This is a genomic window from Ectothiorhodospira haloalkaliphila ATCC 51935, assembly GCF_000633935.1.
Classification (GTDB): Bacteria; Pseudomonadota; Gammaproteobacteria; order Ectothiorhodospirales; family Ectothiorhodospiraceae; genus Ectothiorhodospira; species Ectothiorhodospira haloalkaliphila.
The window spans coordinates 586,317-605,336 of record NZ_KK214996.1; the positions used below are offsets into that span (position 1 = coordinate 586,317).

At 64.3% G+C, this 19,020-nt stretch carries 17 protein-coding genes and 2 pseudogenes; 9 read left to right on the forward strand and 10 right to left on the reverse strand.

The genetic code is table 11. The features are described from left to right. Positions 1-43 precede the first annotated feature (43 nt). From siaD to siaA, 4 genes and pseudogenes are all read right to left on the reverse strand, one after another. Positions 44-844, reverse strand: a complete 801-nt coding sequence (gene siaD / locus ECTHA_RS17095; RefSeq protein ID WP_025282128.1) for a biofilm regulation diguanylate cyclase SiaD — start codon at positions 842-844, stop codon at positions 44-46. After that, positions 837-1,271 (reverse strand): biofilm regulation phosphoprotein SiaC, encoded by a 435-nt coding sequence (gene siaC / locus ECTHA_RS0104560; protein WP_274520598.1) that lies wholly within the window; start codon positions 1,269-1,271, stop codon positions 837-839. Before siaC ends, siaD begins: the two co-directional genes overlap by 8 nt. Continuing rightward, a complete protein-coding gene (locus ECTHA_RS20335; protein WP_274520599.1) occupies positions 1,268-1,483 on the reverse strand; it encodes a DUF6272 family protein in 216 nt (71 codons plus the stop codon). Before ECTHA_RS20335 ends, siaC begins: the two co-directional genes overlap by 4 nt. A gap of 10 nt (positions 1,484-1,493) precedes the next feature. After that, positions 1,494-3,281 (reverse strand): annotated as a pseudogene (gene siaA, locus ECTHA_RS17100) (biofilm regulation protein phosphatase SiaA); the annotation flags it as partial. A gap of 135 nt (positions 3,282-3,416) precedes the next feature. Between siaA and ECTHA_RS0104570 the strand changes: the two are divergent. Beyond that, on the forward strand, positions 3,417-4,361 hold the full coding sequence (locus tag ECTHA_RS0104570; protein ID WP_025282131.1) for a class I SAM-dependent methyltransferase: 945 nt from the start codon (positions 3,417-3,419) through the stop codon (positions 4,359-4,361). Positions 4,362-4,370: 9 nt separating this feature from the next. Here ECTHA_RS0104570 and ECTHA_RS0104575 read toward each other — a convergent pair whose 3' ends face one another. The 4 genes from ECTHA_RS0104575 to ECTHA_RS17105 are packed head-to-tail and all read right to left on the reverse strand — an operon-like array spanning position 4,371 to position 7,518. After that, a complete protein-coding gene (locus ECTHA_RS0104575; protein ID WP_025282132.1) occupies positions 4,371-5,852 on the reverse strand; it encodes a helicase HerA-like domain-containing protein in 1,482 nt (493 codons plus the stop codon). Beyond that, complete coding sequence (locus ECTHA_RS0104580; RefSeq protein ID WP_051582573.1) at positions 5,849-6,406, reverse strand: lipocalin family protein; 558 nt, start codon at positions 6,404-6,406, stop codon at positions 5,849-5,851. Before ECTHA_RS0104580 ends, ECTHA_RS0104575 begins: the two co-directional genes overlap by 4 nt. Positions 6,407-6,428: 22 nt before the next feature. Continuing rightward, positions 6,429-6,791, reverse strand: a complete 363-nt coding sequence (locus tag ECTHA_RS0104585) for a nuclear transport factor 2 family protein (protein ID WP_025282134.1) — start codon at positions 6,789-6,791, stop codon at positions 6,429-6,431. A gap of 58 nt (positions 6,792-6,849) precedes the next feature. Then, positions 6,850-7,518, reverse strand: a complete 669-nt coding sequence (locus ECTHA_RS17105) for a putative metalloprotease CJM1_0395 family protein (RefSeq protein ID WP_025282135.1) — start codon at positions 7,516-7,518, stop codon at positions 6,850-6,852. A gap of 277 nt (positions 7,519-7,795) precedes the next feature. Here ECTHA_RS17105 and ECTHA_RS0104595 point away from each other — a divergent pair, with 277 nt between their 5' ends. The 8 genes from ECTHA_RS0104595 to ECTHA_RS0104630 all read left to right on the forward strand — a co-directional run bounded on the left by ECTHA_RS0104595 (position 7,796) and on the right by ECTHA_RS0104630 (position 17,966). Continuing rightward, entirely contained in the window at positions 7,796-9,997 is a 2,202-nt protein-coding gene (locus ECTHA_RS0104595) for a mechanosensitive ion channel domain-containing protein (RefSeq protein WP_051582596.1), read from the forward strand. Between the two features lie 123 nt (positions 9,998-10,120). Next, positions 10,121-10,450: a high-potential iron-sulfur protein gene (locus ECTHA_RS0104600; RefSeq protein ID WP_025282137.1), complete on the forward strand. Its 330-nt coding sequence runs from the start codon at positions 10,121-10,123 to the stop codon at positions 10,448-10,450. A 346-nt stretch (positions 10,451-10,796) separates the two neighbouring features. Next, positions 10,797-12,422 (forward strand): thiamine pyrophosphate-dependent enzyme, encoded by a 1,626-nt coding sequence (locus tag ECTHA_RS0104605; RefSeq protein WP_025281868.1) that lies wholly within the window; start codon positions 10,797-10,799, stop codon positions 12,420-12,422. Positions 12,423-12,482: 60 nt separating this feature from the next. Continuing rightward, complete coding sequence (locus ECTHA_RS17110; RefSeq protein ID WP_025281867.1) at positions 12,483-12,989, forward strand: indolepyruvate oxidoreductase subunit beta; 507 nt, start codon at positions 12,483-12,485, stop codon at positions 12,987-12,989. Further along, the gene (locus ECTHA_RS0104615) at positions 12,990-14,324 is read left to right on the forward strand and encodes a phenylacetate--CoA ligase family protein (protein WP_025281866.1); all 1,335 of its coding nucleotides are present in this window, start codon (positions 12,990-12,992) and stop codon (positions 14,322-14,324) included. 24 nt (positions 14,325-14,348) lie between these two features. Beyond that, positions 14,349-14,786 carry an amino acid-binding protein gene (locus ECTHA_RS0104620; RefSeq protein ID WP_025281865.1) on the forward strand — a complete coding sequence of 146 codons (438 nt, stop codon included), beginning with the start codon at positions 14,349-14,351 and terminating at the stop codon, positions 14,784-14,786. A 10-nt stretch (positions 14,787-14,796) separates the two neighbouring features. Continuing rightward, positions 14,797-16,104: a DUF3422 family protein gene (locus ECTHA_RS0104625; RefSeq protein ID WP_025281864.1), complete on the forward strand. Its 1,308-nt coding sequence runs from the start codon at positions 14,797-14,799 to the stop codon at positions 16,102-16,104. 245 nt (positions 16,105-16,349) lie between these two features. Beyond that, positions 16,350-17,966, forward strand: coding sequence for a methyl-accepting chemotaxis protein (locus ECTHA_RS0104630; RefSeq protein ID WP_025281863.1), 1,617 nt, complete (start codon positions 16,350-16,352; stop codon positions 17,964-17,966). Between the two features lie 140 nt (positions 17,967-18,106). On the opposite strand, the gene ECTHA_RS18890 is transcribed toward ECTHA_RS0104630, so the two are convergent. Both ECTHA_RS18890 and ECTHA_RS18895 read right to left on the reverse strand, forming a co-directional pair. Further along, positions 18,107-18,499: a hypothetical protein gene (locus ECTHA_RS18890; RefSeq protein ID WP_026623539.1), complete on the reverse strand. Its 393-nt coding sequence runs from the start codon at positions 18,497-18,499 to the stop codon at positions 18,107-18,109. Between the two features lie 9 nt (positions 18,500-18,508). Continuing rightward, positions 18,509-19,020, reverse strand: a pseudogene (locus ECTHA_RS18895) (IS1634 family transposase); the annotation flags it as partial.

Here is a 19,020-nt window from a genome sequence, read left to right on the forward strand (position 1 = left end):
CAGAATGGGGGCGAAGTATCGCACAGCCCCCACAGCATGAGGATCAGGCCTCCTGTTCCACCCGGTTGCGACCGGCCTCCTTGGCGCGGAACAGGGCAATGTCGGCGCGCTTGAGGATATCGTTGGGATCCTCACCCGAGTGCAGGCAGGTATACCCAAAGCTGGCCGAGAGGCTCAGGGACTCGCCCTCCCCCACGGTGATGCCGCCCACCTCCTGGCGCACCCGGTCGATCACTGCCTCGGCCTCGGCGAGACTGGTCTGCGGCAACACCAGCAGAAACTCTTCCCCGCCCCATCGACCGTAAACGTCATACCGACGGACGCCCTGACGCACCGCGCCGGCGATCTCGCACAGCGCCGTATCGCCCACCTCATGGCCGAAACGGTCATTGATGCGCTTGAAGTGGTCCACATCCATCAGGCACAGGACCAGGGGGGTGTGCTTGCGCTCGGCCCGTTGAATCTCGTCCTTGAGACGTTCCATGAGAAACCGGCGGTTGGCCAGGCCGGTCAGCGGGTCCTGGTTGGCGGCTTCCCGCAGGCTTTCGGTGACTTCCCAAAGGTTCTTCTGATACTGATCCGAGATGCGCGCCAGCTTATGCATGCGCCGCAATTGCCTGTCGCAACGATCGGCCAGGCTCTGGGTGTGGTTGCGCTCCAGCAGATGATAGCCATCGCTGATACGCATCAGCCGCTCCAGGCGCTGATCCTGGGCCAGTGCGTAGTCCCGCAGCTGTGCCAGGGCCTCATGAAGCGGATGACCCTGGAGGTCCGGATCCTCCAGCAGGGCCTGTACCTGCTCGAGGATTTCCGGGCCGGCCTGCGGTGGTCGCGTCTTAGTCATCCTCATCCGGGGTGGGCACGATATGGAACGGAAAGGTGTAATCCTCACGGAATTCCTCTGCCATCTCCATCACGCGCTCGTTGCGCGGGTCATAGAGCCAGTTCACTTCCACCTTCCGGCCCTGCCCGTGGGCTTCCTCCAGCAGATCCAGGATATCCATCATGGCCTTGACGCTGCTCGTGTTCATGTAGATCAGCAAAAGCTGCAGGGTCAGCGGGCCGTTATCCCCGGCGAGATAGGCCTCGATCCAGGCGAACACCTGGCCGAAGAACTCGAAGGAGTTTTCCGGGTAGGAATTGCCCTTCATGCACAACTCCCCCCTCCCCCAATGGCTGGAGATGGACGGCGTCGACTGGGTTTCCGGGACATCCAGATCGCTGATGGCTGACTGCATGGCTGCCTGGTCTTGTCGTCGTTGTAGGGTCATATCACCGCCCGCAGACTGAAAAACACCCGTTGATCGCCTTCAAGGGTGGAAAGTCGCGCACTCAAGGGTTCCACCGACTTGCGAGCCACATCGGTCAGGCCAAGCCCGGCGCCCGAGAGCGCACCCGGCTCGCGGGGCTTGCGCAGCTGGGCCTTGTAGGCGGCCTTGAGCTCGGCCTTGTCCAGGGCCGCCAGGGATTGCACCCGTTCCATAGGTGCTGGCGTAATCCAGGGGCAGCTCGGTGTCCTGGTACTGGCCCACGCGCCGGTCCCCCAGCGCCCGTCTGCCACCCTTGACCGTTTCCACCCGGGTACCGTCGCTACGGTAAAGGCTGATCCGGGCACCCGCATAGCGCAGCACACCCCGTTCCAGATCCACATTAGCCAGTCCCACGTCCATATGGGTGGTCACCTCCCGCTGGGAATCCGCATCCTGCATCATTTCACGCACGGTGGCGTCGGCATGGGAGAGCACGGCGGCCGGGGAATCCACACCCAGATGATTCACCGCCTGATCCAGGGCGCTTCGGGCCAGCATGGTCATCAGGGCGCCGGGCACCCCGTGGCCGGCACAGTCCACCACGCCCACCAGGTAGCGGTCCCGCTGGTCGTGATGAAACACGTAGAAGTCGCCACCCACCACATCCCGTGGGCGCCAGAGCACGAAATGATGGGGACCAAAACGGTCCCGCAGGCGGGCATCGGGCAGGATGGCCCTCTGGATGAGGCTGGCTGAATCGATGGATTCGCGAATCTGACGCTGGGCGGCGGCCATCTCCAGATTGCTCTGCCGCAGGCGCGCGGTTCGCTCCTCGACCCTCTCCTCCAGTTCCTTGGTATGGTTCTGTACCCGCTGTGCCATGATGGCAAAGGCACGACTCAAGTCCCCCAGTTCATCTCGCCCGGCCTGCGGCAACGACACCTGATAATCTCCCTGGGCGATGGCACCGGCGGATTGCCGCAGATCCCGGATGGGTCTGAGCAGCAGACGATCCACCGCCAGGCCAAACCCCAGCAGCATGATCACCAGGATGAAGGCGACGGCCAGCATGCCGCCACGCAGCCAGGCCCCCTCCATCACCGGCGCCAGCCCCAGATCCACGGCGGTGACCACGTGCCATTCCAGTTCCGGCGCATAGGCCAGGGCCAGAAGTTGCTCGCGCCCGTCCAGGTTCACGGCGAGCAACGGCACCTGATCCGGTGTGGCCTTAGCCATCGCCATGGCCCGCTCCAGCCGGGCGCGGTCTTCAGAGCCGGAGAATTGTCCGGCCAGGGTGATGATCGCCTGCCCCTCCCCCGGGGAACCGGTGGTGGAACCAAAACTGATCAGTTCCGGGTCAGGGTGGGCCTGAATGGCGCCATTACGGTCCAGGATCATGGGCGTGACGCCCTCGGGATGATCGTGGATGAACTCCGCCAGAAAACCGCTCAGATCCAGGCCTGTGCCGGCCAGACCCATGCGTTGTTCGCCCTCCTGCACCAGCACGTTGATCCACACCCGGGTGGTGCCCAGCTGTACGTCCGGATTGACGTTGATGTTGTAGTCCGCCTCCTGGTCCAGGGTATTGAAGAACCACGCATCGTCCGGGTTATCAGGATCGAGGGTGTAGCGGGGCTTGTCGCTGAAAGCCTCGCCGGCCTCATTGAAGTAGTAGTGGCCACTCTGCGCGCTGACCAGAAAGTAGGACTGATCCCGAAAATCCCGTCGGTACCCTTCCGCCTCGGCAAAGAACAGGTCACGCTTGTCCGGATCATCCTTGTCCAGCAGCCATCGGCGGGTCACATGGGAGTCGGCCAGGCGCATGGACAGGGCCAGTTCCCGGGAGACGGGGGCAAGGATCTGTTCCCGATTGAGCCGGGTGAAGTTCTCGGCGAAGGCCTCGCCGAAGTACGCACGCACCCCCTCCAGGACACTCCAGCCGACCAAGCCCGCCGGCACCATGGCAATGACGCAGGCCAGCCCCAGGGCCAGCATGGACTTGGCCCTCAGTCCCAGACTGTTGATGCGCATTGCCGTGCTGCCTCACTGTATTCCCTATCAGCAGGCATCATACCCCCCGCACCCGTGACGGACCAGCCAACCGGACCCTCAACCCTGCATGGGTCAACAAGGATCAACGGAGGCGCATCCGTGCATAATGAGGGGATGAACAACGCCTTCACCAACCGACTGAACAAGAACCTGCGCCACTGGAGCAAATGGGCCCGCCGGCGCGGGATCGAGTGTTTCCGTGTCTACGACCGCGACATCCCTGAATGCCCCGTGGCCATCGACGTGTACGCGGGGGTGCCCCATGTGCATGTGTACGAGACCCGCTGGGAGGCGGATGATGCCGAATATGGCGCCTGGTTGAGGCAGGTACGCGATCAGGTGGCCGAGACCTTTCAGGTGGACCCGACAAGGCTCGCCATGAAGGTGCGACGGCGCCAGAAGGGCCAGGCCCAGTACGAAAAGACCGGGCTCGAAGGCCAGGAGATGATCGTCCACGAGGATGGCCTGGCGTTCTCGGTGAACCTGCATGCCTACCTGGACACCGGCCTGTTCCTGGATCATCGACAGACGCGGGCCATGGTGCGCGAACGCAGCCGGGGCAAGCGGTTTCTGAACCTCTTTGCCTACACCGGCAGTTTCACCGCGCATGCCGCCGCTGGCGGCGCCAGTGAAAGCCTGACCCTGGACATGTCCCGCACCTACCAGGACTGGTCACGGCGCAACCTGGAACTCAACCACATCGACCCCACCCGACATCGCCTGGAGCAGGTGGACGTGATGCAGTGGATGGAAGCGGCGCCGACCCTGGGGCCACGCTATGACCTGATCGTGCTGGACCCGCCCTCATTCTCCAACTCCAAGCGCATGGACGCCACCCTGGACGTGCAGCGGGATCATCCCTGGATGATCAACCGCTGCCTGGGCCTGCTCAGCCCAGGCGGCGAGCTGTTCTTCTCCAACAACCGCCGGGGTTTTCGGCTTTACGAGGACGAACTGGCCCCCTGCGAGGCCCGGGAGATCACGGCCCAGACGGTGCCGGAGGATTTTCGGCGCAGCCGCCCACATCGTTGCTGGCTGATCACCCGCCCCAGCGCCTGAGGGGCGCGCCTACCGACGCCGCCCCGTCAGTGAGCCCAGCAGGCCCCGGACGATCTGACGACCGAGCTGGGTGCCGATGGCCCGGGCGGTGCTCTTGGCGGTGGCGGTCACCAGGCTGTCACCCCGCCGGGCCGGGGCCCGACCCTGGCGACGCGTCTGGGCGGCCCGCTGCGTACTGGCCTCCACGGTGGCGTCGCTCAGGGCCGCCTTGGCCTGTTGTTCCAGGATCTGATAGGCCGACTCGCGGTCCACCGGTGTGTCATAGGCCCCTGCCAGGGGGGACTGCTGGATCAGGCTGCGACGCTCCGCATCAATGAGCGGCCCCATCCGGCTGGCCGGCGGGCGGATCAGGGTACGTTCCACCGGTGTGGGCTGGCCCTGCTCATCCAGCACCGACACCAGGGCCGATCCGGTACTGAGCTCCATGATCACCTGCTCCGTGTTCAGCTTGGGGTTGGCCCGGAAGGTTTGCGCCGCCGTGCGCACGGCCCGCTGATCCCGCGGCGTGAAGGCCCGCAGGGCATGCTGGATGCGATTGCCCAGCTGCCCCAGCACCGGCTCGGGCAGATCCAGCGGGCTCTGGGTGACAAAGTACACCCCAACCCCCTTGGAGCGGATCAGCCGCACCACCTGTTCGATGCGATCGGTGAGCGAGCGCGGGGCATCCTTGAACAGCAGATGCGCCTCGTCGAAGAACATCACGAAGCGGGGCTTGTCCGCATCCCCCACCTCCGGCAGTTGCTCGAACAATTCCGAGAGCAGCCAGAGCAGCAGCGTGGAATACACCAGAGGGCTGCTGCGATACAGGCGCTCGGCGTGCAGGATGTTGACCACGCCCCGCCCCTGTTCATCGGTTTGCAGGAAGTCCTCCAGGGTCACCGCCGGCTCGCCGAAAAAGCCGTCCGCCCCCTGGGATTCCAGATTCAACAGGGCCCGCTGGATGGCACCGATGCTGGCCGGGGCGATATTGCCGTAATCGCGGCTGAGGGCCTGTCGCTGTTCGCCCACCCAGCCCACCATGGCCCGCAGATCCTTCAGGTCCAGCAGCAGCCAGCCCTTGTCGTCGGCCACCCGAAACACCAGTTGCATCAGACCGCTCTGGGTCTCGTTCAGGTTCATCAGGCGGGACAGCAGGGTCGGCCCCAGGTCCGCCACGGTCAGGCGCAGGGGGTGACCGTGCTCGCCAAACACATCCCAGAAGACCGTGGGCGCTCCGTGCATCTCCAACTCGTCCAGGCCCACCTGGGCCGCCCGCTCCCGCACCCGGTCGCTGAGTTCACCCGGGGCGGCGATCCCGGAGAAATCCCCCTTGATGTCCGGCACGAACACCGGCACGCCCAGGTCCGAGAAGGACTGGGCCAGGGTCTGCAGGGTGATGGTCTTGCCGGTGCCGGTGGCACCGGCGATCAATCCATGACGGTTGGCCATGCGCGGGGTGATGGCCACGGGGCGGCCATCGGCCGCGCCAATCAACAGCGGGTGAGCATTCACACATCGTCTCCTTGATCATGTTGCACGTAGATGAGGTCATCCACATCGAAACCCAGTTCCCGGGCCTGTTCCACCAGTGAGTCCACGATCTCCTCGTCCAGGTCCGGCGAGCGGGCCAGGATCCACAGGTAGGAACGGGTCGGGCCGCTCACCATGGCGTACTGGTAGTCCTCATCGTCCAGGGCGATGAGGTTGTAGCCACCGTAAAACGGCCCGAAGAACGACACCTTCAAGCGGCCCACGTTGGGTGATTCGATGAACCGGGCCACACCTCGGGCCTCACGCCATTCCTCCTTGTCCGGATGATAACCCCGGTTGACCACCCGGATGGAACCATCGTCCCGCAACTCATAATGGGCGGTCACGTTGGTGAGATCCCGTTCAAACGAGTGATCCAGACGCGCAATGGAATACCAGGTCCCCAGATAGCGCTCCGGCTCCAGGTTCTGGACGGGTTTCACGCCATCGGGGATGCCGGTGCAGCCGGTCAGCACCAAGAATAGGGCCAGGGCGGGCAACAGCCAATAGGGGGAACGCACGAAAAGCCGGGGCATCAATCAACCTCCTGATGAGAGCCTAAGGCTCAAACAACAACCGATATGGATGCGCATCGAACAAGGCCTCGATCCGATCGATGCGCCCTCCCTCCACGTGCACCCACTGCACCAGATCCACGGCCATTTTCTCCGATAACTGCACATGAAACACCAGAAAATGACACACGTCCGGCCCGTCCACGAAAGCGCGGCGAACCTCGATACGCTGCACGATGCTGCCACTGAGCGACATGTGCGCAACGAACGCATCGGCATCGGAAAACCGCGAGATGGGGCTCTTGTAGACAAAGTCCTCGTTCGACAGCAAGGCACGGGCGGTGTCGTAGTCATGGGCCTCAATGGCCCCAAGATACTGCATCGCCAGGGTCTGGGGATCACTCATCGCAGGTCCTTATGGGGTCACGGCGTCTACTCACCGCCGGGCTGGTGTACCCGACCGCTCAAGCCACCTGCCGGAACATGGGCTCCGGGGCTGGCCGATCCACTGCGGCGAACACCTCTGCCAGGCGGTCACGGGCCTCACCGGGTTCCAGGCGAGCCGATTCCCCGCCCCGTGCGGCTTCATCCCGGCGCTCAGCCATCTCTTCCTGGCGTCCGGCGGCCAGTTCGCGGCGTGCTTCGGCCTCCATCATTCTTGCCTGGGAGGCCACACGGTAATCCTGGGGGGAGGGGTCGACGGGCGCCATGGCCGCACTGAACACCACCCGCGCCTTGGCAATGGCCTCTTCCGGGTCGGCCGGCCGCGAGGTATCGATGGAGACCTCGCCGCCCACCGCATAACGGCGACCATCGGGGCCCGTCTCATAGTCATAGCTGGGGGCCGCCGTCACATATTGGCCGCCCGCCGCCACATGGGCCTGCTCGTGGGCACGCACGGCACGATCCCGCTGCTGCAACTCGCGCACCACCCGTTCCTCCTCGGGTGTGAGCTCCAGTGGATTGCGCTCGGTCTCGGGATCGGCCTGATCCCCCTCCTCTGCCTCATCCACGGGCGCAAGAGTGGCCACCTCCTCCAGCTCGGTGTCTGAAGGCTGCGACTGACGCTGCGCGTCGGGCCGGATCACGGGCCCGAATGCCGCCACGGGGGCGACGCTGCCATCGATCATCATGACCTGTCCGAGAAGGCCTCATAACCCAACAGTCTCTACGACGCTAGCCCTGGCCATCGAGGGTGTCAAGCGCAGGTGACGGGGGGCTCCTATCAGGGCTTGTTCGGCCGATCATGCAGGTTCGATGGTGGAGGCAGCCCCAGCGGATGCGTTATAAATAGGTGCCGACTGCATCCAAGAACACCCCTACGCAGCCAAGGAGTCCAGGTTGAACCTCACACGCCAGACGCTCGCCCGTGTTCTGCTGTTACTGCTGACAGCCGTGCTCATCCTGCCCATGCCCGCGCTGGCCGACTCTCCTTCCGGAGACAGTCGCCTCGCCGATATTCTCGAGGACGACCAGGCCCGTGCGGCACTGATCGCGGAGCTGCGGCGCAGTGCGGCGGAGGCGGATGCCGTGCAGCCCGAGGAGACAGAACCCGCCGTCTCGCTGCCGGGCCGGGTGGCACAACTCACCCAATCCCTGGCCGAGGGGACCGTTGAGGAGGTGGAGGCTGCCCTGCAGTCCGGTCGCGAGGCCTGGCAACAACTCATGACGGCAGACCTCATGGATCTGACCCTGCAGGTGGGGCTGCTGGCCGGCCTCATCGCCGCCACCCTGGTCACCCTGTGGCTGCTCTCCTGGCTGGCACGATTCGCCTACCGGGGCCTGAACGGGTACGCGTTCTCCCGCACCGGCACGGTGGGCATCATCCGCCGCGGTGTGGCCATCATTTCCTCCCTGATCATCGATGTGGCCACTGTCCTGCTGGCCTGGCTGACGGGCTATGCCATTGCCCTGTTCGTACTGGGCACCTCGGGCGAGATGACCGCCCAGGAAACCCTTTTCCTCAACGCCTTCCTCATCGTGGAGTTGTTGCGCGCGGCCATCCGTCTGGTCTTCTCCAAGCGCTGGCCCGGCCTGCGACCCGTGCCCCTCACCGACGAGGAGGCCGCCTACTGGACCGCCTGGACCACGCGCATGGCGGCCTTTTTGGGATATGGCCTGCTGTTCGTGGTGCCGGTCGTCAACCAGACCGTGACGCCGGAACTGGGCCGCGCCGTGGCCCTGATCATCATCTTTATGGCCTTCCTCAAGGGTGTGGCCCTGGTGATGCAGAACCGCAAGCGTGTCAAGGATCGTCTGATCACCCTGGCGGAACGGATGGAAACCGGCTTTGCCCAGATCAGCCTGAACCTGGTGGCCAAGACCTGGCATGTGATCGCCCTGGTGTATCTGGCCGCCATTCTCGGCACCGCCGTGCTCTTCCCGGAACAGGCCCTGCCCTTCATGCTGGCGGCCACCTTTCAGACCCTGATCGCCGTGGCGGCGGGCATTGGCCTGTCGGCGTTTCTCACCCGGGTGATCCTGCGTCGCATCCAGTTGCCCGAGGATACCCGGACCAAGTTCCCGCAACTGGAAGAGCGGCTGAACGCCTACATCCCCATGAGCCTTAAGATCACCCGGTTCACCATCCTGGCCATCGTGGCCGGTGTGATCCTGGATGCCTGGACCCCCTTCAGCCTGGCTGGGTGGGTGGCCTCGGACAGTGGCACCCTGATCATCGGCAAGATCGTCGCCGTGGCCTTGATCATCGCCTTTGCCATGCTGCTTTGGCTGGTGATCGCCAGCTGGATCGAATTCAAGCTCAACCCGGCTGCAGGTGACGGCGAACCCAATCCACGCACGCGCACCCTGCTGACCATTTTCCGCAATGCCATCGCCATTGCCCTGATCGTGATGACGGTGATGGTGGTTCTGGCAGAGATCGGCATCAACATCGGCCCGCTGATCGCCGGTGCCGGCGTGCTGGGCCTGGCCATCGGTTTCGGGGCCCAGAAGCTGGTCCAGGATGTGATCACCGGCGTCTTCATCCAGCTGGAGAATGCGGTGAACGTGGGGGATGTGGTCACCGCCGGGGGCATGACCGGCACCGTGGAGCGCCTCACCATCCGTTCCATGGGGCTCAGGGACCTCTCCGGCACCTATCACCTGATGCCCTTCTCCTCCGTGGACGCCGTTTCCAACTACATGCGCGACTTCGGCTACCACGTGGGCGAATACGGCGTGGCCTACCGGGAGGATACGGATCAGGTGATCGCCCGCCTGCGGGATGCCTTTGCGGAACTGCGCAGCATGCCGGAGGTGGCCCCCAATGTCCTGGGCGACCTGGAGGTGCACGGCGTCACTGCCCTGGCCGACAGCTCGGTGAACGTGCGGGTGCGCATCAAGACCGCACCGGGCATGCAGTGGGCCGTGGGGCGGGAGTACAACCGCCTGGTCAAGCGCCATTTCGACGCCGCCGGCATCGAGATCCCGTTCCCGCACATGACGCTGTACTTTGGCGAAGACAAGGCCGGCCAGGCACCGCCGGCCCGGATCCTGCTGGAGGAGGACGGCACCGATCACGAGGACGCCACCGCGCCACCGCGGATCTCCCGTTTCCGTTCCCGCTCCAACCCCAAGTTCAAGGGGGACTTCGACGAAGGCGAGGAATAAACAGGGTCGCGCGTTCATTCATGTGCCGTTCAGGGAACAAGGCGAATAATGGCCCCGAAGCCTGGAGAAATGATCCGGGCCAAACGACACAGCCATTCGCCTCGATGCGAGAAGGAGCACACCATGAAGACCCTGAGCAACAACGTGAGCCGCCGTCGTTTCCTGCAGTTCGGTGCCTATGGCCTGGTGGCCGTGCCCCTGGCCGGCCTGGGCTGGACCACCGCCGCGCAGGCCGGCATGGAACGTCTGGACCCGGAGTCCGATTCCGCCCAGGCCCTGGCCTACACCCATGATGCGGGCACAGTGGATCATCCCCAGTTCAAGGAGGGCAGCAACTGCCTGAACTGCATGCTCTACTCCGACCCCAATGCCAAGGAATGGGGCCCCTGCGCGGTGTTCCCGGGCAAGCATGTGGCCGCCGAAGGCTGGTGCACCGCCTGGGTGGCCCGCTGATCCGGGGATAGTGCCCTCCGCTCCCCCTCATCCCCAGCCCTTCTCCCCTGAGGGGAGAAGGGAGCCAAATAGGGGATCGTGCCCTCCATGCCCCTCATCCCCGACCCTTCTCCTTTGAGGGGAGAAGGGCGCCAAATGAGAGGCTCCCGCCTGCGACGGGGAAGGCAGTCATGAAAATGAAAGCCCCTCTCCCGCTTGCGGGAGAGGGGTTGGGGTGAGGGCATGAAAAAACCCCAGAAATTCCTCCCCCATTGAGGAATCATGTAGACTTGCGGGCTGTCGCCCGCGTTGCCGCGCCGTCGGTCGCCGGGCTCCGTCGTCCCACAGACAGATTGAGCAGCAGATCATGGCATCGACCGAACGTCTTCTCCTGAGCGGCAACGAAGCGGTGGCCCTGGCCGCCCTGCATGCCGGTGTCAAACTGGGAACCGGTTATCCCGGTACCCCCTCCACCGAAATCCTCGAGGCCTTCGACCTGATCGGCGGCCCGGCCCAGTGGGCGCCCAACGAAAAGGTGGCCCTGGAAGTGGCCCTGGGCGCGTCCTTCGCCGGGGCACGCAGCCTCACCACCATGAAGCACGTGGGCGTGAACGTGGCCGCCGACCCCCTGTTCACCGCCGCCTACATCGACATGACCGGTGGCCTGGTGCTCGTCTCCGCCGATGACCCGGGCATGGCGTCCAGCCAGAACGAGCAGGACAACCGCCATTACGCCCGCGCCGCCATCGTCCCCATGCTGGAACCGGCCGATGCGCAGGAGGCCTATGATTTCACCCTGGCCGCCTTTGAACTCTCCGAGCGCTGGAAGGTGCCGGTGATCCTGCGCATGACCACGCGCATCTGTCATGCCAAGACCGAGGTCCGCCCGGGCCCCGAGCGCCCCTCCAGCATCCAGCCCGGCTATGAACGCGACATCCCCGGCCGGGTGATGATCCCCGCCTATGCCCGGCCCGCGCACCACAAGGTGCGCGCCAAGATGGAAGAGATCGCCCAGTGGAACGAGCAGAGTGATCTCAACCGGATCTACCCGGGTGACCGCTCCCTGGGCATCATTGCCTCGGGCGTGGCCGTGATGCATGCCCGCGAGGCGGCCCCCGAGGCCACCATGCTGGCCCTGGGACTCACCTGGCCGCTGCCCATGCAGCGCATCAAGGAGTTCGTTGCCAGCGTGGATCGCTGCGTGATCATCGAGGAGGGCGACCACCTGCTGTACGAGGCCCTGAAGGTGGAAGGGCTTGACGTGGAAGGCAAGCCGGAGATGTACCGCTTCAGTGAGCTGAACGTGCCCCGGGTGCGCCGCATCCTCTCCGGCGACACCACCCCCGAGGCCAAACCACCGCGGGGCAAGCCGCCTGAGCTGTGCAAGGGCTGCTCCCACCGGGAGGTCTTCGAGGCCCTGAGCCGTATGGACTGCATCGTCGCCGGCGACATCGGCTGTTACACACTGGGCGTGCTGCCCCCCTTCGAGGCCATGGACACCTGCGTGTGCATGGGCGCCGCCATCGGCGTGGGTCTGGGATTGCGCCACACCCTGCCCGATGACCAGGCCCGGCGCGTGGTCAGCGTGATCGGCGATTCCACCTTCGTCCATTCCGGCCTGACCGGCATCGCCGAGATGGTGTACAACCCGCCGCCGACCGGTCATGTGGTGCTCATCGTCGACAACAGCACCACCGCCATGACCGGCCGCCAGGAGCATCCCGGCACCGGGCGCAGCCTGAACCACGAACCCGCCAACAAGATGGATTTCGCCGCCGTCTGCCGCGCCATGGGCGTGAAGAACGTGGAAGTGGTGGATCCTCAAAAACCGGATGAGGACTTCGAGGGCCGCCTGCGGGCCATGATGGAAAAGGACGAGCTCTCCGTCATGATCGCCGAGCGCCCCTGCATCCTGGCGGCGCCGCTGATCCGCAAGTTCGAGAAGGCCCAGGAGGAGAAGCAGGCCCAGTGCGCCGCCGCCATGACGGACTGATCCATCGCGACGCATCCCGGCTTTCTTCCATACTTACCCAAAGAATTCAGAGGATCAGCAATGGCTGTCACCAATATCGTACTTGCCGGCCTGGGGGGCCAGGGCGTGGTCAAGGCATCGGATCTGCTCTCCACCACCGCCTTCAATGCCGGTTTCGAGGTCAAGAAGAGCGAAGTGCATGGCATGAGTCAGCGGGGTGGCTCGGTCACCAGCGACGTGCGTTTCGGGGAGAAGGTACTGAGCCCCATGGTGCCCATGGGCGAGGCGGACTTCCTGCTGGTGTTCGAGTCCAGCCAGGTGGACATCAACCGGGGCTGGCTCAAGCCCGGTGGCGTGCTCATCGCCCCCGAGGCCATTCCCGAGGGCGCCCTGCGCAACCGCAAGAGCCTGAACGTGGCCATCCTGGGGGCCCTGTCGGTGATGCTGGACTTCGATGAGGACCAGTGGATCCGCTCCATCCATACCTGTCTTGCCGAAAAACTGCACACGGTCAACGAGCAGGCCTTTGCCCTCGGGCGTGAAGTGGGACAAAAGATGGGCCGCGCGAAAGAGACCGAGGGGGTTTAAATGCTCAAAGAACGCTGGAACGATGTGGAGGGTGGCTTCCATCCGGCCAGTGCGCCGGATTTTCTGCCCGAGGACAAACTGCGCGAGGTGCAGCTCAGACGCCTGCGGGCCGTGGTGAAGCGCGCCTACGACAACGTGGAGCTGATCCGCACGCGGATGCAGGAAAAGGACATGGCGCCCGAGGACATCAAGCAGTTGTCCGATGTCGCCCACCTGCCCTTCACCACCAAGCTGGATCTGCGCGACACCTACCCTTTTGGTCTGTTTGCCAGCCCCATGAGCGACATCGTGCGCCTGCACGCTTCCTCCGGCACCACCGGCAAGCCCATCGTGGTGGCCTACACCCGGGAGGACCTGGAGGTCTGGGCCGAGGTGATGACCCGCACCTTCGCCTCCTGCGGTCTGCACCGGGGCGATGTGGTACAAAACGCCTTCGGCTATGGCCTGTTCACCGGTGGCCTGGGTGCCCACTACGGGGCCGAGTCCCTGGGGGCCACGGTGATTCCGGTCTCCGGCGGTAACACCGAACGCCAGCTGATGGTGATGAAGGACTTCTCCGTCACCGCCATGTGCGCCACGCCCAGCTATTTCACCCACATCATCGAACGTGCCCACGACATGGGCATGGACATGCGCGACCTGCCGCTGCACACCGGCATCTTCGGGGCCGAGCCCTGGAGCGATGCCATGCGCACCCATATCGAGGAAGGTGCCGGCATCAAGGCCTACGACATCTATGGTCTGTCCGAGATCATCGGCCCCGGCGTGGCCAGTGAATGCTCGGAGCAGAACGGCCTGCATGTTTTCGAGGATCATTTCTATCCCGAGATCATCGACCCGGAAACCGGCGAGCCGCTGCCCGATGGCGAGGAAGGGGAACTGGTGCTCACCACCCTGAGCAAGCAGGCCATGCCCATCATCCGCTACCGCACCCGGGATATCACCCGCATCATCCCCGAGACCTGCCCCTGCGGACGCACCACGCGGCGCTTCCGCCGCGTGGGTCGGCGCTCCGACGACATGTTCATCATCCGCGGCGTCAACGTCTTCCCTTCCCAGGTGGAGGCCGCGCTGCTGCAGGTGGAAGGCACCCTGCCCCACTACCAGATCATCCTCACCCGCGAAAACGGGCTGGATCAGATGGCCGTGGAGGTGGAAGTCACGCCGGAGGTGTTCAGCGACAAGGTCCGGGCCCTGGAGGATGTGCGGGCCGCCCTGGCCAAGGCCATCGAGCACATCGTGGGCATCCGTGTCGGCCTGCGCCTGGTGGAACCGCGCACCATTGCCCGCAGCGAGGGCAAGGCCAAGCGGGTGATCGACAACCGTTCGCTGTAAGTCGTCACAGGAGCATCACATCCCATGAAGCTGCAACAGCTTTCCGTCTTTCTGGAAAATCGCCCGGGACACCTGGCCGAACCCCTGGAACTGCTGTCCCGACAGGGCATCAACCTGCTCAATCTCTCGCTGGCCGACACCGCCGAGTTCGGGATCCTGCGCATCATCGTGCGCGACTGGCAGAAGGCCGAACAGGTCCTCAAGGAGGCCGGCTGGGTGGTCAGGCTCACCGAGGTGGTGGCCGTGGACGTGGAAGATCGTCCCGGCGGTCTCGCCGAAGTGCTGCAGGTGGCCGGACGGGCGGACCTCAAGATCGAATACATGTACGCCTTCCCGCTGCGCCGTAATGACCGCGCTGCCTTGATCTTCCGGTTCGAACAGCCGGACCGAGCCATCGCGCAATTGAAGGGTGCCGGCATTCATCTCATCGAGGCGGAAGAACTCTTCGCCGCCGTGGAATGAACCCAGCCCCATGAAACTGCCCTTCAAGGAACATGCGCTGCGCCGTGCCCTCAACGGTGAGTTGCACGCCCGTACCTTCGAGCCCACCCAGGCGCCGGCACGGGTGTCGCACCTGGCGTTTTTGTGCGGCGAACGGGGCAGCGGCATCAACACCCGCCACCTGCACCGTCTGCTGGAGCACTTCGGTGCACCCATTCCGGAGCAGGTGGGGCAGTATCATGTGGCGAATCTCGGGGATATCCGGCTGCATTGGGAACGGCACACGGAGTTTGTCACCTATACCTTCACTCACTGCGGCCCATTCACACACCCATTCGACCATCCGGTCATCGAGCGCCTGCCGAGCAACTGGCTGGAGAACTCCCCCGGTGAGTTGATTGCCGCCGTCACACTGGCCATGGATTCCGCCGACATGCCCGAGCGCAGCCTGGATGAAATCTCCGGGTTGTTTGGTGGCAATATCCTCATCGGTTCCGAGGTGGTGGGTGGCAAGGGCCGGGCCTGGTCGGACCTGCGTATCCATTCGGATGGCTTTGCCCGGATCCTGCTGCGCAACGATAACCTCACCGATGCCCAGGCCGGGCGGCTGATCAAGCGCATCCTGGAAGTGAACGCCTATCGGGCCATGTCACTCATGGGACTGCCCATGGCCCGCAAGGCCAGCCGTTCCCTGGGCACCGCCGACCGCCGCCTGGCCGAACTGGCGGCCCGCATGACCGAACAGAACAGCCACAACTCCGGCGAAACCCAGGGGGAACTGTTGGCGGACCTCACCCATCTGGCCTCCCAGATCGAGGCCGTGGCCGCCCAGACCACCTACCGTTTCGAGGCCTCCCGGGCCTATTACCGGGTGGTGCAGCAGCGTCTTCAACAATTGCGTCAGCAGCGCATCGAGGGGCTGCAGACCTTCACGGAATTTCTCGAGGCCCGACTGGCACCGGCCGTAGCCACCTGCGAGTCTGTGGGTGACCGGCAACGGGGGCTGGCCGAGCGGGCAGCGCGCTTGACCGCCCTGCTGCGGGCCCGTGTGGAGGTGAGCCTGCAGGCCCAGAACCGCAACCTCCTGGAATCCATGGACCGTCGTGCCAGCCTGCAACTGCGGCTGCAGGACACCGTGGAGGGGCTGTCCGTGATTGCCATCAGCTACTATGGCGTGGGCCTGGTGGGTTATGCCCTCAAGGGTCTGGAGAGTCAGGGCGTGCCCATCAGCCCGGCCCTGGGGATGGGTCTGGCCACCCCGCTGGTGGTCTTCAGCGCCTGGATGTTCCTGCAGCGGGTGAAGCGACGCATCCTCGGAGACGAAAAGAGCGAACACTGAAACGCGGTTGCCGGGATAAACGTCCCGGTGGAAGGTTGACCCCCATCAACGGCGTCCACCTGGCGCACGTGGCATCATACTCGCGAAGCACGGCCCACCATGCGCGAAGGGAACCCCTTATCGGCCCAAACAGCCGGCGCATCCATCAGGGATGGATGACGATCAAGTTGCGGCTGTCACTGCCGATATACTGAGCCGGACACGAAAAATCCTGCCAAGGGTCTGGCAGCCAACGGGGAATCGCAATGCGACGCATTTCTGACCTACCGATATGGGTCCGCCTGGTAGGTGCCATGGGACTGATACTCCTGCCCGCCTGGGCCGGCATGATCCTGTGGGCCATCCACGAGCAACGCAGTACCGCCATCGAGCAGGCAGAAGGCTTCTCGTCCACCATTCACGAGATGACCATGGCAGGCCTGACCACCATGATGATCACCGGCACCACCCATCGGCGGGAGGAATTCCTCGAGCAGATCGTCGAACTCCAGAGCGTCACCGACCTTCGCGTCCTGCGCGGCGAACCGGTCTCCAGGCAGTATGGGGAGGGCACGGAACACGAACGTCCGCAGGACGCGGTGGAGCGGCGCGTACTCGAGACCGGCGAGCCCCATATCCGGCTTGCGGAAGACCGCAGTACCCTGAGGGCCGTCCTGCCGGTTTACAACGAACGTGAATACCTGGGCAAGAACTGCACCTCCTGCCATGCGCTGGCCGCCGAGGGAGACGTGCTTGGTGCCACGAGCATGCAGATCCGCCTGGATGATGTGAACACGGCCGTACAACGTTTTGGCTGGAGCATCACCCTGCTGGCCATCCTGGTGAGCATCCCGGTGCTGGTATTCCTGTTCCTGTTCGTGCGCCGTTTCGTCACGCGCCCCCTCAACGACATGACCCGGGGGCTCAAGGGTATCGCTGAAGGAGATGGTGATCTCTCCCATCGCCTGCAGGTCAAGGGCAACGATGAGATTGGTGAAGCCTCCCAGGCCTTCAACGCCATGATGGACAACTTCCGCGACCTGATCAGCCGGGTGCTGGACTCCACCGCTCATCTGGCCCGGGCCGCTTCGGACCTGGCCGCCATCACCGAGCGCACCGATGCCGGTGTGAGCCGGCAGCGCTCGGAGGTGGACCAGTTGGCCACCGCAATGAACGAGATGAATGCAACGGCCCAGGAGGTGGCCCGCAGTGCCCAGCAGGGGGCCGATGCCACCCGTGACGCCCATGGCGCAGCCATGGGGGGCAAGGACGTGGTGGCCGGCACCATGGATCGCATCGAAAAACTGGCTGAAGAGGTGCAGCGAGCCGCCGATGTCATCCGCGACCTGGACAAGGACAGCGAGCAGATCGGCAAGGTGCTGGACGTGATCCGGGGCATTGCCGAGCAGACCAACCTGCTGGCGCTGAATGCGGCCATCGAGGCCGCCCGCGCCGGCGAGGCCGGGCGCGGATTCGCTGTGGTGGCCGATGAGGTGCGTTCACTGGCCACCCGCACTCAGAGCTCCACCCAGGAGATTCAGGAGATGATCGAGCGCCTGCAGCAGACCAGCCAGCGCGCCGTGGTGGTGATGGAGGAGAGTCGGCAGTATGCCCAGTCCAGCCGCGACAGCGCCGCCGAGGCGGGTCACTCCCTGGATTCCATCACCCAGGCGGTGAGCACCATCAACGACGTGAATACGCAGGTGGCCAGTTCAGCCGAAGAGCAGAGCGCCGTGGCCGAGGAGATGAACCGGAACGTGACCAGCATCTCCGATGCCGCCGAGGAGAACGCTCAGGGCGCGAGGGAAACCACCCACGCCTCCGAGCAACTGTCTCGACTGGCCAATGAACTTCAGGATCTGGTGGGCCGCTTCAAGGTGTGAGAACACCACGGCCCCGTGCCCATCACCCTGGGGTGGCCAGGCCATCCCAGGGTTTTTTTAATCTGAAGTTCCAGCCTACCAGTAACGCTAAACCATTGAATCTACTTACTTAAAAAGCGATTCAGGGTTCAGGCGTCTGGCTACAACCGGATATCGTTGATCCGATCCAGTGCAGCACGCTGTTTGGCCTTGGGTTTGGTATCCAGTTCGAACGTCGGTTCTTCGGCCTCATGATGACGGCCGCTGCATGTGTTACGGACTATGGTGGACAGCTCCTTCAGCAGGGTGCAAAAGCTGTGGGCAGGCGTGCCATCGTCGAGTGTTTTGGTGGCGACCTTTTCCAGCGCTGCATCGGAGCGTGTGGCCGGTGCGACCGGGTCGGCCTGTGCCCGATGTTCCCGTTCGGTATCGGCGAACAAGAGCGGGCGCCAGGCTTCGGTCATGTGCCATTTCACGTAGTATGCGAGCATGCACACACACACATGGGCCACCACCCGATCTTCGGTATAATGGTAGATCGCGCCGATCTTCACGTCTTCCCTCTAGAGGCTGCGGAATGCCGCCTCCACCTGGCTGAGGCTTTTGTAGTGGCGCACGGTATCGTCGGTACTGAGGTGCTCGCGCGGCACCGCGGTGCGGATCACATAGAGCCCATCGAGGGTCGCCTCCTCGGCGACCTGGGCCGCGTTGACCTGGAAATGGAACTGCCCCTCTTGGATGTCCAGTTCGAAGTGCTTGGCCATCTTGTACTTGTTGATCACCTTGCCCACCCGCACGCCGATCTTGTCGGCCGCCTTCAGTCGGCCACTGGCGACCATGCGTTGCACCGTCTCAAGCTCGCGCGTGGTGGCCTCAAGCAGGGCATTGCGCTTCTCGCCGCGCAGGGTGGCCAATGAGGGATTCCGGCACACGATCAGCCGTTCACCGGGAAATGCGGGATCGCTGAACTCGAAGAGATTGCGCTCATCGAACAGGTCCATCTGGATGGCACCGGTATCGACGAGCTTGCGGATCGCGCCGTTCTTGAGCGCCGTGATCCAGTCCACCCCGCTGC

Coding starts and splice junctions, on each gene's coding strand:
- siaD (WP_025282128.1), bottom strand. CDS start 844: ATGACTAAGACGCGACCACCGCAGGCCGGCCCGGAAATCCTCGAGCAG.
- siaC (WP_274520598.1), bottom strand. CDS start 1,271: ATGACCCTACAACGACGACAAGACCAGGCAGCCATGCAGTCAGCCATC.
- ECTHA_RS20335 (WP_274520599.1), bottom strand. CDS start 1,483: ATGGAACGGGTGCAATCCCTGGCGGCCCTGGACAAGGCCGAGCTCAAG.
- ECTHA_RS0104570 (WP_025282131.1), top strand. CDS start 3,417: ATGAACAACGCCTTCACCAACCGACTGAACAAGAACCTGCGCCACTGG.
- ECTHA_RS0104580 (WP_051582573.1), bottom strand. CDS start 6,406: ATGCCCCGGCTTTTCGTGCGTTCCCCCTATTGGCTGTTGCCCGCCCTG.
- ECTHA_RS0104585 (WP_025282134.1), bottom strand. CDS start 6,791: ATGAGTGATCCCCAGACCCTGGCGATGCAGTATCTTGGGGCCATTGAG.
- ECTHA_RS17105 (WP_025282135.1), bottom strand. CDS start 7,518: ATGATGATCGATGGCAGCGTCGCCCCCGTGGCGGCATTCGGGCCCGTG.
- ECTHA_RS0104595 (WP_051582596.1), top strand. CDS start 7,796: ATGCCCGCGCTGGCCGACTCTCCTTCCGGAGACAGTCGCCTCGCCGAT.
- ECTHA_RS0104600 (WP_025282137.1), top strand. CDS start 10,121: ATGAAGACCCTGAGCAACAACGTGAGCCGCCGTCGTTTCCTGCAGTTC.
- ECTHA_RS0104605 (WP_025281868.1), top strand. CDS start 10,797: ATGGCATCGACCGAACGTCTTCTCCTGAGCGGCAACGAAGCGGTGGCC.
- ECTHA_RS17110 (WP_025281867.1), top strand. CDS start 12,483: ATGGCTGTCACCAATATCGTACTTGCCGGCCTGGGGGGCCAGGGCGTG.
- ECTHA_RS0104615 (WP_025281866.1), top strand. CDS start 12,990: ATGCTCAAAGAACGCTGGAACGATGTGGAGGGTGGCTTCCATCCGGCC.
- ECTHA_RS0104620 (WP_025281865.1), top strand. CDS start 14,349: ATGAAGCTGCAACAGCTTTCCGTCTTTCTGGAAAATCGCCCGGGACAC.
- ECTHA_RS0104625 (WP_025281864.1), top strand. CDS start 14,797: ATGAAACTGCCCTTCAAGGAACATGCGCTGCGCCGTGCCCTCAACGGT.
- ECTHA_RS0104630 (WP_025281863.1), top strand. CDS start 16,350: ATGCGACGCATTTCTGACCTACCGATATGGGTCCGCCTGGTAGGTGCC.